2 pseudogenes are annotated in these 578 nt (G+C 55.5%); both read left to right on the forward strand.

The annotated features are described in order from the left end of the window. A pseudogene (locus ACR0DO_RS19540) lies at positions 1–211 on the forward strand (NAD(P)/FAD-dependent oxidoreductase); the annotation flags it as partial. Between the two features lie 150 nt (positions 212–361). Next, positions 362–578 (forward strand): annotated as a pseudogene (locus tag ACR0DO_RS19545) (hypothetical protein); the annotation flags it as partial.

Genomic DNA, 578 nt, shown 5'->3' on the forward strand with positions numbered 1-578 from the left:
GGCCTGCGGCACAAGCGGGAACCAATACAAGAATGCGCCGATTGCCGGCAAGATGATGGCTGCTCTGATAGACTATGTCGAAGGTGGCGCTGATCATGACGCCCAACCGCTGCAGTTTACGTTGCCCTATATCAATCGCGTGATCGACGTGGGATTCTATTCCCGGAAGCGCCCGATCAACGAGGAAAGCAGTTTTTCAGTTTTGGGGTAGTTTGACGCGTAAAACGCTCTAACCTTTCTGGGGACTGCAACAAGGCAGGACCCCAGAATGACCGATACTCAGCCCCGAGTTTTGATTCTTGGAAGCGCGCCGTCTGCCGTTGCAGCGAAAGATTGGGAGCGTTCGCCATTTACGCACATAGTGGCGATCAACAACGCCTGGCGTATTCGTAATGATTGGGATGTACTGATCCACCCCGAGGACTTCCCGGTCGAGAACCGACCCGCCGCGACGCTTAGCAGTCAATCCATTGTTGGTGCCGCAGACTACGTACCTTTGCAAAATGACTATGGTGGGTTCGTCTACGCGGGCGGCACGATGGCCTTTACCGCAGGGTACTGGGCACTGGCTGCGCTGC

This window comes from Ruegeria sp. AM9, assembly GCF_056540565.1.